This is a genomic window from Nitrobacter hamburgensis X14 (assembly GCF_000013885.1).
Lineage (GTDB): Bacteria > Pseudomonadota > Alphaproteobacteria > Rhizobiales > Xanthobacteraceae > Nitrobacter > Nitrobacter hamburgensis.
In genome coordinates, this window is record NC_007964.1 from 2,881,062 (window position 1) to 2,898,388 (window position 17,327).

Annotated in this window: 18 protein-coding genes; 9 read left to right on the forward strand and 9 right to left on the reverse strand. The window is 63.1% G+C overall.

Translation table 11 applies throughout. The annotated features are described in order from the left end of the window. Positions 1 to 182: 182 nt before the first annotated feature. Positions 183 to 788, reverse strand: coding sequence for a peptidoglycan-binding domain-containing protein (locus NHAM_RS13415; protein ID WP_011511070.1), 606 nt, complete (start codon positions 786 to 788; stop codon positions 183 to 185). Then, the gene (locus tag NHAM_RS13420) at positions 781 to 2,625 is read right to left on the reverse strand and encodes a sensor histidine kinase (protein WP_011511071.1); all 1,845 of its coding nucleotides are present in this window, start codon (positions 2,623 to 2,625) and stop codon (positions 781 to 783) included. The genes NHAM_RS13415 and NHAM_RS13420 overlap by 8 nt, the downstream gene beginning before the upstream one ends. 418 nt (positions 2,626 to 3,043) lie before the next feature. Between NHAM_RS13420 and NHAM_RS13430 the strand changes: the two genes are divergently transcribed. After that, complete coding sequence (locus NHAM_RS13430; protein WP_011511072.1) at positions 3,044 to 3,451, forward strand: DUF5330 domain-containing protein; 408 nt, start codon at positions 3,044 to 3,046, stop codon at positions 3,449 to 3,451. 280 nt (positions 3,452 to 3,731) lie between these two features. Then, complete coding sequence (locus NHAM_RS13435) at positions 3,732 to 4,160, forward strand: SufE family protein (protein WP_011511073.1); 429 nt, start codon at positions 3,732 to 3,734, stop codon at positions 4,158 to 4,160. Positions 4,161 to 4,359: 199 nt separating this feature from the next. Here the strand turns inward: NHAM_RS13435 and NHAM_RS13440 are convergent, their stop codons facing one another. From NHAM_RS13440 to NHAM_RS13470, 7 genes are all read right to left on the reverse strand, one after another. After that, positions 4,360 to 4,989 carry a DUF6456 domain-containing protein gene (locus tag NHAM_RS13440; protein ID WP_041358136.1) on the reverse strand — a complete coding sequence of 210 codons (630 nt, stop codon included), beginning with the start codon at positions 4,987 to 4,989 and terminating at the stop codon, positions 4,360 to 4,362. After that, entirely contained in the window at positions 4,976 to 5,308 is a 333-nt protein-coding gene (locus tag NHAM_RS13445; protein WP_245269886.1) for a helix-turn-helix domain-containing protein, read from the reverse strand. Before NHAM_RS13445 ends, NHAM_RS13440 begins: the two co-directional genes overlap by 14 nt. A 310-nt stretch (positions 5,309 to 5,618) precedes the next feature. Beyond that, positions 5,619 to 6,032: a MucR family transcriptional regulator gene (locus tag NHAM_RS13450; protein WP_011511074.1), complete on the reverse strand. Its 414-nt coding sequence runs from the start codon at positions 6,030 to 6,032 to the stop codon at positions 5,619 to 5,621. Between the two features lie 119 nt (positions 6,033 to 6,151). After that, positions 6,152 to 7,069: a hypothetical protein gene (locus NHAM_RS13455; RefSeq protein WP_011511075.1), complete on the reverse strand. Its 918-nt coding sequence runs from the start codon at positions 7,067 to 7,069 to the stop codon at positions 6,152 to 6,154. 310 nt (positions 7,070 to 7,379) lie between these two features. Next, on the reverse strand, positions 7,380 to 8,786 hold the full coding sequence (locus NHAM_RS13460) for a M20/M25/M40 family metallo-hydrolase (protein ID WP_011511076.1): 1,407 nt from the start codon (positions 8,784 to 8,786) through the stop codon (positions 7,380 to 7,382). Positions 8,787 to 8,820: 34 nt separating this feature from the next. After that, positions 8,821 to 10,116 carry a glycosyltransferase family 87 protein gene (locus tag NHAM_RS13465; protein WP_041359002.1) on the reverse strand — a complete coding sequence of 432 codons (1,296 nt, stop codon included), beginning with the start codon at positions 10,114 to 10,116 and terminating at the stop codon, positions 8,821 to 8,823. Positions 10,117 to 10,245: 129 nt separating this feature from the next. After that, a complete protein-coding gene (locus NHAM_RS13470; protein WP_011511078.1) occupies positions 10,246 to 11,814 on the reverse strand; it encodes a helicase HerA-like C-terminal domain-containing protein in 1,569 nt (522 codons plus the stop codon). Between the two features lie 332 nt (positions 11,815 to 12,146). On the opposite strand from NHAM_RS13470, the gene NHAM_RS13475 reads away from it, so the two are divergent. The 7 genes from NHAM_RS13475 (at position 12,147) to NHAM_RS13505 (ending at position 17,326) form a co-directional block, all read left to right on the forward strand. Then, positions 12,147 to 12,374 carry a hypothetical protein gene (locus tag NHAM_RS13475; protein ID WP_041358140.1) on the forward strand — a complete coding sequence of 76 codons (228 nt, stop codon included), beginning with the start codon at positions 12,147 to 12,149 and terminating at the stop codon, positions 12,372 to 12,374. Between the two features lie 5 nt (positions 12,375 to 12,379). Continuing rightward, positions 12,380 to 12,787: a DUF4332 domain-containing protein gene (locus NHAM_RS13480; RefSeq protein ID WP_041358141.1), complete on the forward strand. Its 408-nt coding sequence runs from the start codon at positions 12,380 to 12,382 to the stop codon at positions 12,785 to 12,787. 74 nt (positions 12,788 to 12,861) lie between these two features. Next, positions 12,862 to 13,719: a dihydropteroate synthase gene (folP, locus tag NHAM_RS13485; RefSeq protein ID WP_041359003.1), complete on the forward strand. Its 858-nt coding sequence runs from the start codon at positions 12,862 to 12,864 to the stop codon at positions 13,717 to 13,719. A gap of 175 nt (positions 13,720 to 13,894) precedes the next feature. Then, complete coding sequence (gene folB, locus NHAM_RS13490) at positions 13,895 to 14,260, forward strand: dihydroneopterin aldolase (protein WP_011511081.1); 366 nt, start codon at positions 13,895 to 13,897, stop codon at positions 14,258 to 14,260. Between the two features lie 9 nt (positions 14,261 to 14,269). Continuing rightward, positions 14,270 to 14,761 carry a 2-amino-4-hydroxy-6-hydroxymethyldihydropteridine diphosphokinase gene (folK, locus tag NHAM_RS13495; RefSeq protein ID WP_011511082.1) on the forward strand — a complete coding sequence of 164 codons (492 nt, stop codon included), beginning with the start codon at positions 14,270 to 14,272 and terminating at the stop codon, positions 14,759 to 14,761. A gap of 214 nt (positions 14,762 to 14,975) precedes the next feature. Next, positions 14,976 to 16,865: a methylmalonyl-CoA mutase family protein gene (locus NHAM_RS13500; protein WP_011511083.1), complete on the forward strand. Its 1,890-nt coding sequence runs from the start codon at positions 14,976 to 14,978 to the stop codon at positions 16,863 to 16,865. Continuing rightward, positions 16,862 to 17,326 carry a GFA family protein gene (locus NHAM_RS13505; protein WP_011511084.1) on the forward strand — a complete coding sequence of 155 codons (465 nt, stop codon included), beginning with the start codon at positions 16,862 to 16,864 and terminating at the stop codon, positions 17,324 to 17,326. Before NHAM_RS13500 ends, NHAM_RS13505 begins: the two co-directional genes overlap by 4 nt. Position 17,327 lies beyond the last annotated feature (1 nt).

A 17,327-nucleotide genomic window follows, 5' to 3' on the forward strand; every position in this document is an offset into this window, starting at 1 on the left:
GGAGCGACGCGGCCTAACGCATTCATTCAGATGTCATTGCGAGCCAACGGGCCGGCGCAAGGCGCCGCCCGATGATAAACTCCGCGAAGCAATCCAGGTCTTTCTTCGGAGCTTTCTGGATTGCTTCGGCGCGATGCGCCTCGCAATGACGGCAGCCTGATTCCGTATAAGCATGAATGGCTCTAATCGATCGGCCGTCCGGTCATGACCGCAAGTTCGCGCACGAGGCGGTCCGACATTTGTCCGGTTACCGGCATCCGGCGAGTCTGCTCGAATTTCCGGATCGCGGCCTGGGTGTCGGTCCCAACCGTTCCCGTCGGCTTCAATTGGCCATAGCCGTATTGCGTCAATGTCCGCTGGACTGCGGCGACATGGCGCGTCGCGTTGATAAGATCGGCGACGGGATCGCTGCTGTGCGACGCAGCCGGCTTGCCGGGATTGGCGGGAGGATCGGCGGCATTCGCGTGCGGTTCGGCCGGGCGGACGCTCGCCGTGTCCGCCTCGACCGGTCGGGGCCGCGGCAGCGGATTGGCCTGCGGCAACGTCAGCGGCGTCGCGACATCAGATCCGAACATCGGCGACGGATGATGGCCGGCCTGCATGAACATGGCGTTGGCGACGATCGCGCCGACGGCGGCAAAGGCGAGCGAACCCGCAAGCAGATCTTTCGGGCTATGCAGGAGAATGCGCATGGCGAGACCGCGTTCCTCGTCAACTTCGCGCTTCCCGGTAGCCACGCTGCGACGGCGAGGCCGTACCACATCCTCTCCAACAGCTCTTCTAGGCACTCTTCTTCACCCGATAACCTTGATCCTGCTTGCCGGGGCGCGGTGCGGGCGTCAGCGTCGCGATATTGTCCGATGCCGGCTCGGCTTCGGACACGTCGACGCCGGGCACGAATGTCAGCGGCAACATGACGGTCACCGTGGTCCCCTCCTCCACCTTGCTCTGCACATCGATCTCGCCCCGGTGCAACGCAACGAGGCTCTTGACGATCGACAGCCCGAGTCCGGTCCCTTCATGGCGCCGCTGGTAGGTTTTCCCAGCCTGGAAGAAGGGGTCGCCGATCCGCTTGAGGTCTTCCTGCGCGATGCCGACGCCGTTGTCCATCACGCGCAACACCATGCGCGATCCTTCGACGCGCGCCGAGATCGTGACCCGGCCGCCGCGCTCGGTGAACTTGACGGCATTCGAGACCAGATTCAAAACGATCTGTCTGAACGCGCGCGGATCGCCGGTGATCTGCGGCAAATCCTCCGGAACGCGGGTGACGAGCTCGATGCCGTTGTCGCGGGCCTTGAGCGCGAGCAGGTTGCTGCTGTTGAGCAACACCTCGCGCGGTGCGAACGGCTCGGGCAAGATCTCGAAGTTTCCGGATTCCATTTTCGATATGTCGAGGATGCTGTTGACCACCGACAACAGATGCTGGCCGGAATCGTTGATGAGCTGGGCATACTCCTTGCGCCGCGCCGCATCGAGCGACAGGGCATCCTCCTGAACCATCATCTCCGAAAATCCGATGATGGCATTGAGCGGCGTTCGCAGCTCGTGGCTCATGGTCGCGAGAAACCGGGTCTTGGCGGCATCGGCGCGTTCGGCGGTGGTAAGCGCCAGATCCAGCGCGTGCTCCTGATGCTTCCGCTCGGTGATATCGCGCATCACCGCGACAACTTCGGGTTCGGCGGACGTTCCGGCGGCGGAGGCCGGCTCAAGCGGCCGGCACCGCATTTCCACCCAAATGAAGTCGGCCGAATGGCGCGCCTCTCCCTGCGAAGCACGCGCGACGTCGCGCCTGAGCCTGAATTCGACGCTCTGCCCGTCGTTGCCGAGCGCAGCCGCCGCGAGCGCGGTGAGATAGGCCGGGCGATCGGCGACGTGGACCCGATCGAACAGGCCATGGTCCTGCAATTCCGACGCCGGTACGCCGAGCAGAGCTTCCGCGGCCGGCGAAATGAACTGGACGGCGCCGTTGCGCCTGTGGCGCGAAATCACATCGCACATGTTGCGCGCCAGCAGGCGATAGCGGTCTTCCTCGACGTTCAGCAGCGAAGTGCCGGTACGCGCCAGCGCTTCGGAGCCGAACGCCACCCCCGCGGCATAGAGCGTTGCGGACGCAATACCGAAGGCCATGAAGACGCCGTGCGCCGCGCCGGCGTCGAGCGGCGGCAAAACGCCGAAGTAGTTCATCGCGATCAGTGCAAGCAAGCATGCTAGCGCCAGCATCGAGGCAAACGTGACGACGCGGCGGGACGCGGACAGTGCCGCCTCCAGCGGAATCACGACAAGCCAGACGGTTGCGAACGATTCGATCCCGCCGGTTGCGATCGCGATCATCATGACGAGGCCGGCGAGCGCGGTTGACGACAGCACGTGCGCGCCTTCGTAGCGGCCGGTTCGCGACAGGAAATAAGACAGCAGAATCGGTACGACGAGCCAGGCGAAAGCCGCTACCTCAAGCGCCGTCGGCGCGCCGCGGATCGCGAGATAGACCGGAAACGCCGCGAGCGCGACGAGACTTCCCAGAAGACGCGGTCCCATGAACGCGCGATGACGCGCCCGCGTCAACGCGTCGTATCGCGCCGACGGATGCAGCAGGGCGTCGAGGCAGTCCTGGATGATGGTCAATGCGGTCACGTCGCTTGCGCTTCAGCTTACGTCGTATCAGACGCACCGGAACGCCCCCATTTCGTTGGCCCAACGTGTCAGAGCGAACTTAAGCGAACGCTAAGGCACGGCAGCCCGTGACGCGTGGATGCCTCTAATCCCGCCGTGCGGCGGCTGCATTCGGCGCGAATGGTGAATGCAAGGTTTCCATCACGGTGCGGATGATGCCGGGAAATCGACGGGCACCGCCGGCGCGAGGGCGACCGCGACCACCGCATCAATCGAAAATTTACGCCGAATCCAGTTCCACCACCGCTTGCAGGATTTTCTTCGCCTGAAGGGGCGGCGGAGATACCCGGGATTCAGAACCGCTCTGATACGCAGGGAGCAGATTGCGGATTTAACGCAACGGGTGAAAAAAGACGCATAGGGACGCGACATGTTTTTCCTGCTTCGCATGGCCTTCTGGCTCGGGCTCGTGCTCGTGCTGCTGCCGAGGGACGAGGCGCCCAAGGCGGACAAGGGTCCCCAGATCGACGCCTCCGAGGCCGTATCGGCCGCGACGGCGGCCGTGTCGGACATGAGCCAGTTCTGCACACGTCAGCCCGCCGCCTGCGAGGTCGGCGGCCAGGCCGCGGCCGCGATCGGACAGCGCGCCCAGGACGGCGCGAAAAAGCTGTACCGGATCATCACCGACAAGCGCGCTCCCGACCATACGGGCTCGATCGACGCCATGGCGTCCGCCGAAGCAGCGACCTCCGAGGATACGCAGCATGACACGCTGACACCGGAAGATTTGCAGACGGAATGGCGCCTCACGGCGCCGGCGACCGCCCCGGCCAACTAGAGCGTTTTCGAGCGAAGCATGTCCTTGGGCTTGACCCGAGGATGGGTACCGGTTCGCGGAAAGAAAACGCGTCAAATCAAAATCATAGAGCCCGCTTCTGATTCCATCAGAAGCGAAAAGGCTCTAGCAGCAACCTTATGATTCCAGTGTGGTTTAGGCTCAGAGAACCACCACACGAGGCGGAACAATTTCAGCAAGGATGGCCGCGCCCATATCGATTTTATCCGCTCCTGGCCCTATATAGAGCCGAGACATCACACATACGGGCATACGGGTCAGGATGACGATCGACGAGATCAAGGATAACTTTGAACTCCTGGACGAGTGGGACGACCGCTATCGGTACGTCATCGAACTCGGCCGCACCCTTGAACCGATGAGCGACGCCGAACATTCCGCCGCCAACAAGGTGCAGGGCTGCACCAGTCAGGTCTGGCTGTCTCTCACGACCGCCCGCGACGCCAACAGCGAACCGGTGCTGACCTATGTCGGCGACAGCGATGCACATATCGTGCGCGGCCTGGTCGCGATCCTGCTGACGCTTTATTCCGGCCGGAAGCCGCAGGCCATTCTCGATACCGACGCGATCGCCGTCTTTGACGAACTCGGCTTTCGCGAGCATCTCACGCCGCAGCGTTCCAACGGGCTGCGCTCCATGGTCGAGCGCATTCGCAGGGACGCGCGGGCAGCGCTGGCCGACGCGGCCTGACCGACCGGCGCCTCGCTCCTGTTTAATTGAGCATGATCTGACCCGAAAACCGGTCTCCACTTTTCGGGATCATGCTCCTTTTGACCGAGCATGATCTGATCCGAAAACCGGTCTCCACTTTTCGGGATCATGTTCCTTTTGACCGAGCATGATCTGATCCGAAAACCGGTCTCCACTTTTCGGGATCATGCTCTGACGCCTACCCGCTCGTAAAGGTTGCGTCGCTCGCGAGCCACGTCCGCACCTGTGCGCTCGACCCGGCTCGCGCTTCGCTCGTCAGGCCGTAGTGTCTGGCCAGCCTGTCCAGCGCGAGTTGCAGCACGACTTTCGCCGATCGCGGGGGCCAGCCGCGTTCACGTTCGACATCTTCAAGCCCACGCAGAAAGCAGCAGACATCCATCAACAGGCCGGAAAACTCCGGCCCGCACGCCTGCAGCGCCAACCGCACCCGCTGCCGGGACGCGACGATCAGATCGGTCATCTCGCAGGCGCCTGCTCCGGACCCACGCGGCCGTCCTCCGGTCGGTGCCGACCAGTTCGAGGTCACCCGCGGCGACAGATTCCCACGCGTAAAATCCGCGCGCAACCTTTCGCCGGCGACGAACTGGTCCGGGCTGATCATGGTGCGCCCATCGCGACCCTTGCGGCGCGCCAGCCAGGCGAGAGGACTCTCGCTGTCGTTGGCCATCACGGTCGCAACGCCTGCGTCGGTCATGATCTCGCGCTCGGCAAGCGTGAGATGCTGCGCGCGAAACCGATCGACGACTTCGGCCGGCCGGCTCTTCGGCCGACGCGTCGATTTGCCGACGCCGCGATCAGACGCCGACATCGGACGTTCCATCGAGGCGCTTACCGGAAGCCGCGCACATTGTTTCGAGCACCGCGAGCCGGCGGTCCAGTCTCGCATCATCGCGGCTGTCTTCAACCACGCGGCAGGCGTGGGAGACGGTGGTGCGGTCGCGGTCGAAGGCACGGCCGATCGCCTCGAAACTCAGCGCAAAACCGACATGCGCCAGATACATCGCAACCTGCCGGGCGTATGCGGCGCGGGGGGCGCCGCGGGTGGACGCCGTCACCGTCGCGGCATCGAGCCCGAACTCGTCGGCCACCAGCCCCGCGATGCCGTGACAGATTCGTTTCGCCGACATTGGCGACCGCCGCATGGTTGCGGGTGGTGTGGACGGTGAGGTCAGAAGCATGGAAGCAGCCCCGTTGTAGGAATATATTCATATATCCTAGAGGCTCTTTCTATCCCGGGGATAGCATTTTTCCAAAAAATAAGGATTAGAGCGTTTTCGAGCGAAGTGGATACCGGTTCGCGTGAAGAAAACGCGTCAAATCAAAATCATAGAACCTCGCTTCTGATTCCATCAGAAGCGAAAAGGCTCTAAGGCATCAGCATCGTGGCTGACGTCTCGGATATTATTCCTAATAATGGGCGCCAGGAAGCCCTTGGCGTTATTTTCGCCGCCGGCGCTGCTGGCCAAGGCCCATGTTTTTGGCCAATTGGGATCGCGTTACCGCGTAGTTCGGGGCCACCATGGGATAATCCGCCGGAAGCTTCCATTTATCCCGATATTGCTCGGGGCTCATGTTGTACTGCGTCCGCAGATGGCGCTTGAGCGATTTGAAGCGCTTCCCGTCCTCCAGGCAGATCAGGTAGTCGGCCGTCATCGATTTCTTGACCGGCACGGCGGGCTTGGCTGGTTCCGCCGGTAATTCGCCCCGGCCGGAAGACACCCGCGTCAGAGCGGCGTGCACCTGGCTGATCAGCGCCGGGATTTCCGATGCCGGCGTCGTGTTGTTGCTGACATAGGCCGATACGATCTCCGCCGTGAGGTCGAGAAAGCTCTTGCCTGCTGTATCGCTCATGATCTCAATCTTCCGGATCGTAAAGCAGCATCGAAATAGCGATCAGAATCTGCCTTTACACGGCAAGTATGAGCGGATTGCTGCCGGCATGACAAGAACGACGCGCGCGCGTGCAGGATTTATTTCAGAGATGACCGCTCGGGGCCCTGATCGAGGTGCGCACGCAATTGATCGACCGATGCGAATCGCATCATGCCCTCCGGCAGGAGCGCCTCGATCGTACCGTCGGAAAAGAGCGAATAGGCCATCCCGTCGACAACGCCGGACCTCACCACCGTGACCGCGGAAGCGTTCTGGCCATGACGGCCTGACAACCGATCGGCTCGGGTCCCACCTGACGAAGCCGCGGACGGCGCGCGGCCCGACTCCGGGCGCGATCGCTCAGACCGCGGCCAAGCATTGTCGAACGATGCCGGCCGGGACACGTCGAGATCCGGAGCGTGTGTCGCAGGCGCAGGTGGAAATAAGCCGGCCGGATCGGATCGTTCCGCCAGTGCGCGCTCGCGCTCCTTCCTCATGGACGACGCGAACAGGAGGTTGCGGCGCGGTTTCGGCGGTGATGACGTATCAGGGGATGCCGGGGATTCCGGCGCTACGACGTCCGGGACGGCACCGACGGCGGCGCGATCGCGGATGGACATTTCCGCTTGCCAGGGCGGCGACAGGACGGAGGGCGTTACTGTCGGACCGCTTACTGCGCCCGGCGCGGCTCGAACAGCATTCGACAGCGGCGGGTGGCTGTCCTCGATGTCCCCATCCGGCAGAATCGGCACACGGAAATCGCCGCCGCGATGATCACCGGCGCGATCAGCGGCCACGGTTGCAGCCACGGCTCCGAAGCGCAGCCGGTCTGCGACGGCCCGCAATTCGCGGACGACAAGCGACAGGCTGATCATGATCAGGCCGGTGCAGGAAACGACCGCGCCGGACACAATCAGGGTGTCGCCGAAGCTGAACTCCTTGACCGGAATCCCGAAGGCAACCGCCACCAGACCGGCCAAGAACACACCGATCCCGATGACCAAAAGCACGATCATTCGTAAGCTCCCGCCCCTAGCGCATTCCGCAAAAGTGGATACCGATTTTGCGATCAGAGCAAGCGCGCAAGCTAGTACCCACGCGAACATGTCTCGCCGTTAGCGGCAATACGATGGCGGTAAGGCAACGGCGAACGGCGGGAATGGTTCAACCGGCCGGCGGCGCTAAAGCTGGCAGCCGAGACCGCAACCCGCTCGAACTTGCCTGACCGCAGAACTGGTGTAGGCTCTCGCCATCCCCCTCTGCACAGCGAATCCAGACGCCGCCCAATTCCGGGCGGCGTTTTCATGTGAGCGGATAAGGATGACTTCAGCGCGGCGCCTCCGCAAGCGCTGCCAGAATCCGCGCCCACGACCGGATGCCCTTGTGAAAACTCTTCAGGTCGTACTTCTCGTTCGGCGAATGGATGTTGTCGTCCTCGAGGCCGAAGCCGACCAGCACGGTGTCCAGACCCAGTGTGGTCTTGAAATCGGCGACGATCGGAATCGACGCGCCGCAACCGATCAGCAGCGTCTCCTTGTTCCATTCGTCGGTCAACGCCTGCTTCGCGGCGGCCAGCGGCTTCATTTTCCAGTCGAGCGCAATCGCGGGCGCGCCGGCGTGGTCGAGAAACTCGACCGAGCAGTCCGCCGGCACGCGCTGCTTCACAAAGGCACGGAAGGCGGCGCGGACCTTATCGGGCTCCTGACCTTCGACGAGGCGGAACGAGACCTTGGCCGACGCCTGAGCCGGAATCACAGTCTTGGAGCCCTCGCCGGTATAGCCGCCGACGATCCCGTTGATGTCGCAGGCCGGCCGCGACAACACCTGCTCGATCAGCAGGCGATCCTTTTCACCGGCGGGGAGCGAGAGTCCGATCGGCTTCAGGAACCTGTCCGGCGTCAGATCGAGCTTCGCCCACTGGGCGCGGATATCGGCCGGCAATTCCTTCACACCGTCGTAGAAGCCGGGAAGCGCGATGCGGCCGTTGTCGTCATGCAGGCCGCCGAGAATTCGGGTCAGCACCCGGATCGGGTTTTGTGCGCCGCCACCGAAAATGCCGGAATGCAGGTCGCGGTTCGCGGCCTTGATGACCACTTCCTCATAGATCAGTCCGCGCAGCGACGTGGTGATCGCCGGCGTGTTGGGATCCCACATGCCGGTATCGCACACCAGCGCGAAGTCCGCTGCAAGATCCTTCTTGTTCTGTTCGAGGAACGGCACGAAGTTTTTCGAGCCGACCTCCTCCTCGCCCTCGATCAGGATCGTCACGTCCAGCGGCAACGAACCTGCCACCGACATCCATGCGCGGCAGGCCTCGACAAACGTCATCAACTGGCCCTTGTCGTCTTCCGCGCCGCGCGCCACGATGATCTTGCGGCCATCGGCATGGGTCGTAACCACCGGTTCGAACGGCGGGCGGGTCCACAAATCCAGCGGGTCGACCGGCTGAACATCATAGTGGCCATAGAACAGCACGTGCGGCCGCGATCCGGTGTTGCCGTTGCTTTTGGCGACGATCGCGGGATGGCCCGCCGTCGGGCGGACCTCGGCGGCAAATTTCAGCGTCGCGATGTCCGCGGCGAGATGATCGGCCGCCACTTTGCAGTCTGCGGCAAATGCCGGATCGGCGGAGATCGATTTGATGCGCAGCAGCGCGAACAACCGCTCCAGGCTGTTGTCGAAATCGGCGTCGATGTGGTCGAGGACCGTTTGCAGTTGCGATGTGCCGGACATTTGGTTTTCCCTGAAGTTGCGGGTCGGACAACCCTCAAATTTTTTCGGGCGGCGCGGCCGAATGCGGATCGCTCGCCGGTGGCGGGTGACGGATGTGCCACGCCAGCGCGGCTATCATAACGAACGTCGCCGCGAGATTATTTCCGATGGCTTGAAGAATTTTCGGAAATATCGGTAGCGACAGCGCCATCAGCGCAAACGATGCGCCGAGCGCCCATCGCGTCATCGCCCGCGCCCTCGGCCGCGGGTCGAAAGCGGCACGCTGAAACAGCACCGTTATCGGAAAGAACAGCCACACGAAGTAATACTGACGCGCCAGCGGCGAGGCGATCGTCATCAGGCAGAACAGAATTCCGACTTCCTCGGCGGTCGATCTCGGCGTCATTTTCGCCCGCGCCGGAATGATGGCGATGAAGCCCAACCCGATCGCGGCAAAGACGGCCAGCACGATGGCGTTCGCCGTCTTGTAGTCGAGGTCGGCGACGTTCATGTACTGCGCCGGTTTGGCCGGATCGATCTGGTTGTAATTGACCGGACGCACCAGCCGATGCGTGACGGCGATGATCGACTGATTGACCCAGGACCAGTTCTGGGCGTCACGCTGCCCGAACCCCTGCTCCGAGTTCGATCCGACCATGCCGCGATACCATGTGGTCAGTTCCGAAACGTTGCGCTCGAAGCCACGGATCGGAGCCGGCACCAGAAACAGGAAAATGCCCAGGAACGCGACCATGCTGGTCGCGCTGGCCCATCGGCGGCGCCATAACAGGTAGGGCAGCACGGCGACGGGAAAGACCTTGATGGCGGCCGCGAGCGCGAACATGCTTCCCGACAGCCATTCGCGCCCCTGCCACAGCCACAGGAAGCCGAGCAGCATCATGACGAGCAGAACGAGATTGGGCTGCCCGAGATCGAACATGTCGAAGACGAAGGTGATCGTCACGATGCCCGGCAGCGCCTCGAGCCAGGGATCAGGCCTTCTGCCCGATCCGGTCATGGCATTGGAGAGTTGTGCCGTCATCCACCATGCAGCGACATTGAGAAGGCACAGGCCGAGATACAGTGGAATTTTTCCGAAAATGCTCGGTATCGCGAGCAGGATGGCCGACAGCGGCGGGTAAAGGAAGGCAAAGCCCTCGTTCGATCCTTTTGGATACAGATCGCCGCCGTGCAGGATTTGCTGACCGGCCCAGAACCACAGCGGATAGTCCTTGGTCTTGCCGTGTCCCCAGATCTCAGGGACCAGAACATCGGCGGTCAGCAGAATGCAGGCTGCGAGAAACAGGACATCCAGCGGACGCCGGAACGAGGGCCATCTCAGCACGAGCATTTTTCCGTTGTCGACGCGGCAGCATCTTCGGCGCGCGCCTTGCGTTATCAGAAGCGGCTTGGGCTGCAAACCGTTCCCGCACGCCATCCTGCAACGCGGGCACGAGAGAGGCCATCATCGCCCGGCGCGTTATCGCCGCAGCAATCCTCCGAGCGCGCCACGCACCAGCGCACGCCCGACCGAACCGCCGAGCGAGCCGCCGACAGACTTGCCGAGATCGGCGGCGATCCCTCCGACCACCTTGTTGGTGACGGAGCGGGTGACGCTGCGCGCGATCACCTGTCCGGTCGACATCTTGCCGCGCGGCGTGTTGGTCCCGAACACGGTGCCGACGATCGATCCGATCTGACCGAGAATTCCACCGCCCGCCGATCCGTCGGCGGTCGCCGCGGTCCCCTCGACCCGCTTCTGAAGCACCTCGTAAGCGGACTCGGAATCGATTGCGGTGTCATACTTCCCCTTCACCGGACTGCCGTCCATGATGGTCTTGCGTTCCTCGGCGGTGATCGGGCCGATCCGCGCAGACGGCGGTCGCACCATCACGCGTTCCACCACGGCCGGCGTACCGTTGCCTTCCAGGAACGACACCAGCGCCTCGCCCTTGCCGAGTTCTGTAATGACCTGCGCTGTGTTCAGCTTGGGATTCGGCCGGAACGTCTGCGCCGCGGCCGCGACCGCCTTCTGGTCGCGCGGCGTGAATGCGCGCAGCGCATGCTGCACCCGGTTGCCGAGCTGGCCCAGCACCTTGTCCGGGACATCGATCGGGTTCTGGGTGACGAAATAAACCCCGACACCCTTGGAGCGGATCAGACGCACGACCTGTTCGATCTTGTCCATCAGCGCCTTGGGCGCGTCGTTGAACAGAAGGTGAGCTTCGTCGAAAAAGAACACCAGCTTCGGTTTCGGCGGGTCGCCGACCTCGGGCAACTGTTCGAACAGTTCCGACAACATCCACAGCAGGAATGTCGCATAGAGCTTCGGACTCTGCATCAGTTTGTCGGCGACCAGGATATTGATCATGCCGCGGCCGTCGCGGTCGGTTCGCATGAAATCCGTCAGCGACAGCGCGGGCTCGCCGAAAAACCTGTCGCCGCCCTGGTTCTCGAGCACCAGAAGCTGGCGCTGGATGGTCCCCACGGTCTGTTTCGAGACATTCCCGTATTGTGTCGTCAGGTCGGCGGCGTGTTCGGCGATAAAGGCGAGGATGGCCCGAAGATCTTTCATGTCGAGCAGCAGCAGTCCCTGTTCGTCCGCCACCCGGAAGGCAATGTTGAGAACACCCTCCTGAACGTCGTTCAGATCCATCATGCGGGACAGCAGCAGCGGACCCATTTCCGAGACGGTCGCGCGCACCGGATGGCCCTGCTCGCCGAAAACATCCCAGAAAATCGTCGAGAACTGATCGGGCTGGAAGGCAAGGCCCATATCCTTGGCGCGCTTGAGAATGAAGTCCTTGGCTTCGCCGGGCTCCGAGATACCGGACAGGTCGCCCTTGATATCGGCGGCGAATACCGGCACGCCCGCGCGAGAAAATCCTTCCGCCATCACCTGGAGCGATACGGTTTTTCCTGTTCCCGTGGCGCCGGTGACAAGACCGTGCCGGTTGGCGAGACCCAACGTCAGCCATGCCGGCTGCTCGCCTTTGCCGATGAATATGCTGTGATCGGTATCGCCGATCCCGGTCGCGGTTTCCGCCATGATCGCCTCTTCGTGATCTCGCCGAGCAGCATCATCCTACTTCATGTTCTGTACCGATTGAAACCGGCGAACAGCCGCGAGGCGCTCGAAATCATCGCGCAGAACGATCGCGGACCATCCTCGTAGCTGTGCTCCACCCTGCAAATGACGGTGACTCGCGATGTTTTTGGCATGAATCAGGCAGTCGGTCTTGCATCTCGGCAACACTCGTCATGCGATTGCACGTCAATCGTTGTTTGTTCGGCCTCATCGCTTGTATTTCGCATCGCAGGAGTAGCAAGATGAAAGCATAAACAAATGAGCCGGCAATCAACCGGTGGAGGCGGGGTACCATGAACGAACTGGTCGAGCGGCGTGCCGCGAGAGCCGGCACCGATTCCGCTGTCGCGCGAACAACCGTCGGCACGATCCCGGACTTTCAGCGCAAGGAAGGACTTGCCGACAAGGTTCAATCACTGATCGGCACGAAAGCTGGCGCGGGAAACGCGGCCGAACGGACGCGATCGTTTCCGGGATGCCGGACCTTCGCCGATTCGTATCAAGCACCTTCGTATTCCTGAACGCCATGACATATCCAATCTCCAAGCTCGAAGGTCTGAGTGCCGTCGACGCCAAGAAGCTGAGGTCCGTCGGCATCCGGACGACAGATGCCTACCTTGAAGCGGCCAGCACCTCGAAAGGCCGCAAGGCGCTCGCCGCCAAGACCGGATTCAGCGAACAGCAACTGCTGGAGTGGGCCAATCTCGCCGACTACATGCGTATCCCGGGGATGGGCAACGGCAAGACCAAGCTGCTGCGCGCGGCCGGCGTCACCACGGTACGGGAATTGACGCATCGCAACCCGGCTCGTCTGGCTCAGGCCATGAAGGACGTGAACACCAGGCGCAAGTTCGTCAGCGTTCTGCCGTCGGAGAAGTCGATCGGCGATCTGATCGCGCAAGCGCGCAAGCTTCCGCTCAAGATCACCTATTGAGCCGCCCCTCCTGCGCCTCCGAAGAGGCTTTTTCGCGCCTTGACACCATGTCCGGGACCGCGCAAAGCCAGCGCATGACCGCGGCAGGTTCCATATCCAGAGATATAACGGATGACACGCGTCATCCGGTGCTGCATGGGCTGCTGTCGCGGCCATATCCGGCGGTCATGGGGGTCTTGAACGTCACCCCCGACTCGTTCTCCGACGGTGGTCAATTCATCACGCCCGACCAGGCGCTGGCGCAGGCGCGTCGCATGATCGCGGAAGGGGCCGACATCATCGACGTCGGTGCCGAATCCACCCGCCCCTACGGATCGCAGCCGGTCTCGCACGACGAGGAGATGCGGCGGCTGAAGCCGGTGCTGGCCGCGGTGGTCGCGCTGGGCACGCCTGTGTCCATCGACAGCATGAAGTCGTCGATCGTTGCCTGGGCGCTCGGTAGCGGAGCCGCGATCGCCAACGACGTCTGGGGCTTGCAGCGCGATCCGGACATGGCGCGCGTGGTCGCCGCGCACAATGCGCCCGTCATCGTGATGCATAACCGCGACAAGCCCGACGCCGCCCTCGACATCATGCGGGACATCGCGGCGTTCTTCGAACGATCGCTGGAGATCGCGGCGAAAGCCGGAATCCCGGCAGGCCATGTCGTCCTCGATCCGGGCATCGGTTTCGGCAAAACGCAAGAACAGAGCATGATTGCGCTGGCCCGGCTCGACGAACTGCAGAAATTCGGCTTGCCGGTTCTGGTGGGCGCGTCGCGCAAGCGTTTCATCAGCACGGTGGTGCCGTCGGAGCCGAAGGAGCGGCTTGGCGGCTCGCTCGCCGCGCATCTGATCGCAGCACGAGGCGGTGCGCGCATCATCCGCACGCATGATGTGGCGGACACGGTGCAAGCGCTGCGCGTGGCGCAAGCCATCGATTCCAGGACATAGTGGAGTGAATTTGACATTTGCGACCCACCCGCGCGGCCCGGACGCGAATGTCAAATTCAAAACTCCACTAGAACTTATATTTGCTAGTGGTCCTTCGATTCTAACATTCGCAAAAAGACGCGCTGAAACGGGATGCGAATGTTAGAATCGGACCAATAGTCAGGATCATCAGACCATGACCGGTACGATCTTTATCCACGGCCTTGTGATCCATGCGCAGCACGGCGTCATGAAGCACGAGACGGAAGTCGGCCAGCGCTTCGTGATCGACCTCGAACTGTCGACCGATATGTCGGAATCCTCCCGGACCGACCGCCTCGTCGATACCGTGTCCTATTCCAATGTGGTGGCGACGGCCAGCGCCGCATTCAAGGATGCCAACTACAAGCTGCTCGAACGCGCCGCGGGCGCCGTCGCCGACGCGGTGCTGGCGGCATTTCCGCGCATCAGCACGATCACGGTCACCGTGCACAAGCCGCATGCCCCGATCGCGGCGATCTTCGACGACGTTGGCGTCACCCTCACCCGCAACAGGGGATAGCATGTCGCCATGGCCAGTGTCCTGATTGCGCTCGGCGGCAATGTCGGAGACGTCCGGCAGACTTTTCGCAAAGCCATCGCCAATATCTGCGGCATGACGCAGGCCGCGCTCGTCGCCCGCTCGTCCGACTACGCCACCCCGCCATGGGGCGAGGAAAATCAGGATCGTTTCGTCAACGCCTGCATCGAGATCGATACCCGCCTCGACCCGCACGCGCTGCTGTTCACGCTGCACAAGATCGAGAAAAAATTCGGCCGCGACCGCAGCAAGGAGACACGCTGGGGTCCGCGTACGCTGGACCTCGATCTGATCGCCTATGACGATGCCGTCCTCGACAAGCCGGAGTTGACGTTGCCGCATCCGCGCCTGTTCGAGCGCGCGTTCGTGCTGGTTCCGCTTGCAGAAATCGCGCCGGATCGCATAATCGCGGGGCGAACGCCAGCCGCGGCGCTGGCTGGGGTATCGACCGCCGGAATCGAGCGCCTGTCCGACCTCGACTGACTTGGCCGTTAATGCTTGACCGTCAACGCCTGGCCGCAAACGACCGTTTGGCTTGTCCGCCGCCTCATGGCATTTTGCACTGGAACATGACCCCGAAAAGTGGAAACCGGTTTTCGGATAAGATCATGCTCGATCAAAAAGATTAAGGCCAGAGTCTGATTCAACGCAGTTGAGTCGGACTCTGGCAACCGGGTTTCCGGAGACGAGCGCACCAATGCCCGCTGCCCCCGACGACGCCGTTGCCGATCCGCCGCTGGCCGCCGATTTCGCACCGGCTACCGCCGCCGACTGGCGCAAGCTGGTCGATGGCGTCCTGAAAGGCGCGCCCTTTGAGAAGCTGGTCGCCAGGACCTATGACGGTCTCAGGATCGAACCGATCTATCCGCGCGCACAGAACGCGCACGCGATCGGCGGTCGCGCTGCAGCAGTGCCATGGCGGATCATGCAGCGGATCGATCATCCCGACGCCGCTCAGGCCAACGCGCAGGCGCTGCACGACCTCGACAACGGCGCTGGCGGCCTGACGCTGGTGTTCGCTGGCGCCAATGGCGCGCACGGGTTCGGGCTGCCGCCGACCCCGGAGGCTATCGCGAAAATTCTCGATGGCGTTTTTCTCGACGCAGGCATCTCCATCGCGTTGCAGATCGGCCCGCAGTCGCGGATGGCCGCGATCCATCTCGCCGATTACGTCAAGGGCAAGGACATCGATCCCGCCGCCTGCGATATCCGCTTCGGTCTCGATCCGCTCGGCGCCTGCGCGGTGTCGGGATCGAGTCCGTATACGTGGCCCGAAATCATCCCAGTGGTGGCCGGTGCTGCGAACAGTCTCGCCGCCGCGGGCTTCAAGGGTCCCTTCATTGTCGCCGACGGCCGGGTGATCCACGACGCCGGCGGATCGGAGGCGCAGGAACTCGCCTTCGTGCTGGCATCGGCGGTCGCATATCTCCGTGGCCTCGAAAGCGCCGGGACCGCGCTCGAGAATGCGCGCGGCCTGATCTACGCGCGGCTCAGCGCCGACGCCGACCAGTTTCTGACGCTGGCCAAATTCCGCGCGTTGCGGCTGTTGTGGGCGCGGATCGAGCAGGCTTGCGGCCTCGCGCCAAAGCCGTTGTTCATCGCCGCCGAGACCGCGTGGCGGATGCTGACCCGGCGCGACCCTTACGTGAATATGCTGCGCGCCACCATCGCCACGTTTTCGGCAGGGCTCGGCGGCGCCGACAGCCTCACCGTGCTGCCGCATACGCTGGCGCTGGGCCTGCCCGACGACTTCGCGCGCCGCATCGCCCGCAACACGCAGTTCATTCTGCTGGAGGAATCCAGCCTCGCCAAAGTGGCCGATCCGGCGGCAGGTTCAGGCGGCATCGAGACGCTGACGCGGCAGCTTTGCGAAGCAGCCTGGGCGTTGTTTCAGGAGATAGAGAAAGCAGGTGGGGCGTTCGCGGCGCTGACGCAAAGCCTCATTCAGCGCAATGTTGTCGCGACTCGCGCGGCGCGCGAGGCCAATGTCGCAAAACGGCGCGACGTGCTCACCGGCGCCAGCGAATTTCCCAACCTGCATGAGAAGCCTCCAGAAGTGCTGGATGCGAAGCCGGTCATACTCGCGCCCTACGGCGAGACAAAAATCAAATTCGATGCGCTGGCGCCGATGCGGCTCGCCGCACCCTATGAAAAGCTACGCGACCGCTCCGATGCGATGCTTGCAGCGATCGGCGCGCGGCCGAAAGTCTTTCTCGCCACTCTCGGCACCGCCGCCGACTTTACCGCGCGCGCCACCTTCGCCCGGAGCTTCTTCGAGACCGGCGGCATCGAGGCGGTCGATCCTCCCTCACCTCTCGACGTAAAGACAGCCGCCCTCGCCGCCGCCTTCAGGGCGTCCGGCGCACAATTGGTCTGCCTGTGCTCTTCGGACCATGTCTATGCCGATCAGGCGGCCGCCGCGGTGCAGGCCTTTCATGCCGCGGGCGCACGCCATATCTATCTGGCAGGGCCGCCGGGAAAGCTGGAAACTGCGCTGCGCTCGGCCGGCGTGCAGGATTTCATCTTCGCGGGCGGCGATGCATTGGCGGTGTTGAGCGACGCCTGGCGGCGACTGGAGCAACGATGAACGACCACGCAAAACCGTCGCTGACCGGCGGCTGCCAGTGTGGCGCGATCCGCTTCGCGCTGACGGCCCAACCGGCGTGGATCAGCATCTGCCACTGCCGCATGTGCCAGAAGGCCTCGGGCGCGCCGTTTGCGTCTCTCGCCGATATTCCGCGCGCGAACTTTCGCTGGACCAGAGGCACGCCGGCGACGTTTCGCTCGTCCTCCATCGCGGAACGCGCTTTCTGCGCCGCCTGCGGCACGCCATTGAGTTTCAGCCGCATCGGCGGCCCGTGCATCGAGATCATGACCGGCGCTTTCGACCGGCCCGATCTGCTCGTGCCGACCCGGCAATATGGCACCGAGTCCCGGCTCGGCTGGGTCGTGACCATCGTCAACCTGCCGAGCCATACCACAATCGAAAATTACGGGCCGGAGAAGATGGCGAGCATCATCAGCCATCAGCACCCGGACCACGACTGAA

What these genes read in the sequence shown, in the direction of transcription:
- NHAM_RS13500 (WP_011511083.1), top strand. Translation starts at nt 14,976, where the DNA reads ATGCCCGCTGCCCCCGACGACGCCGTTGCCGATCCGCCGCTGGCCGCC.
- NHAM_RS13505 (WP_011511084.1), top strand. Translation starts at nt 16,862, where the DNA reads ATGAACGACCACGCAAAACCGTCGCTGACCGGCGGCTGCCAGTGTGGC.
- NHAM_RS13435 (WP_011511073.1), top strand. Translation starts at nt 3,732, where the DNA reads ATGACGATCGACGAGATCAAGGATAACTTTGAACTCCTGGACGAGTGG.
- folP (WP_041359003.1), top strand. Translation starts at nt 12,862, where the DNA reads ATGACCGCGGCAGGTTCCATATCCAGAGATATAACGGATGACACGCGT.
- NHAM_RS13480 (WP_041358141.1), top strand. Translation starts at nt 12,380, where the DNA reads ATGACATATCCAATCTCCAAGCTCGAAGGTCTGAGTGCCGTCGACGCC.
- folK (WP_011511082.1), top strand. Translation starts at nt 14,270, where the DNA reads ATGGCCAGTGTCCTGATTGCGCTCGGCGGCAATGTCGGAGACGTCCGG.
- NHAM_RS13475 (WP_041358140.1), top strand. Translation starts at nt 12,147, where the DNA reads ATGAACGAACTGGTCGAGCGGCGTGCCGCGAGAGCCGGCACCGATTCC.
- NHAM_RS13445 (WP_245269886.1), bottom strand. Translation starts at nt 5,308, where the DNA reads ATGTCGGCGAAACGAATCTGTCACGGCATCGCGGGGCTGGTGGCCGAC.
- NHAM_RS13460 (WP_011511076.1), bottom strand. Translation starts at nt 8,786, where the DNA reads ATGTCCGGCACATCGCAACTGCAAACGGTCCTCGACCACATCGACGCC.
- NHAM_RS13430 (WP_011511072.1), top strand. Translation starts at nt 3,044, where the DNA reads ATGTTTTTCCTGCTTCGCATGGCCTTCTGGCTCGGGCTCGTGCTCGTG.
- NHAM_RS13455 (WP_011511075.1), bottom strand. Translation starts at nt 7,069, where the DNA reads ATGATCGTGCTTTTGGTCATCGGGATCGGTGTGTTCTTGGCCGGTCTG.
- NHAM_RS13450 (WP_011511074.1), bottom strand. Translation starts at nt 6,032, where the DNA reads ATGAGCGATACAGCAGGCAAGAGCTTTCTCGACCTCACGGCGGAGATC.
- NHAM_RS13440 (WP_041358136.1), bottom strand. Translation starts at nt 4,989, where the DNA reads ATGTCGGCGTCTGATCGCGGCGTCGGCAAATCGACGCGTCGGCCGAAG.
- NHAM_RS13465 (WP_041359002.1), bottom strand. Translation starts at nt 10,116, where the DNA reads ATGCTCGTGCTGAGATGGCCCTCGTTCCGGCGTCCGCTGGATGTCCTG.
- NHAM_RS13470 (WP_011511078.1), bottom strand. Translation starts at nt 11,814, where the DNA reads ATGGCGGAAACCGCGACCGGGATCGGCGATACCGATCACAGCATATTC.
- folB (WP_011511081.1), top strand. Translation starts at nt 13,895, where the DNA reads ATGACCGGTACGATCTTTATCCACGGCCTTGTGATCCATGCGCAGCAC.